General features: G+C 51.6%; 1 protein-coding gene. It reads right to left on the bottom strand.

Going from position 1 to position 502, the window contains the following annotated elements; genetic code table 11:
* Positions 1-474, bottom strand: a 474-nt coding sequence (locus RF638_RS16250; RefSeq protein ID WP_368842491.1) for a hypothetical protein, incomplete at its 3' end; no start/stop codon positions are given.
* Positions 475-502 lie beyond the last annotated feature (28 nt).

Below are 502 nucleotides of genomic sequence, written 5' to 3'. Positions count from 1 at the left end.
AGCGGTGATTTCAGCCTTTGCTGTAATCAAGAGCTGCACACGCTCATTGACCTTAGCTCGCAAGGCATCAGCCTTGTCTGTGTTGCCAGCCTCCACGAATCCAATGAGTTGGTTAAGGTTCTTGGTGATGTAGGAGCGAGCATTGCCTATCTGCTTGGAGGTGATGTCAGCTACTGGCTGCTCCTCCGCTTGCTTCTCCTCGGCATCACCCGGCTTGGCATGGTCGTAGACGTCCATGGACTGCTTGTATGCATAGTACTCCTCCTTGAGTGTAAGGAGCATGCGCTTGAAGTCTTCGTCGGCAGCATGCAAGCCCTCGTATCTGTCACATGACATGTCGTAAGCTTTGCAAGCCTCAAAGTGTTCCTTGATTTTCTTCCACAGAGCGCAGTTGTTTTCCCAAATAGCCTGGATGTTATCTGGCAACTGGTCATGGTCTGCTCGTTTGCCCTTGGCTACGATGGCTGAAGGCACGATGGAATCGAGGTTTTCTGACTCCACG

The organism is Kocuria sp. CPCC 205235 (assembly GCF_040980905.1).
GTDB lineage: Bacteria > Actinomycetota > Actinomycetes > Actinomycetales > Micrococcaceae > Kocuria > Kocuria carniphila.
The sequence above is the reverse complement of the archived record's forward strand: the minus strand, read 5'-3'. Positions and strand labels throughout refer to the sequence as shown.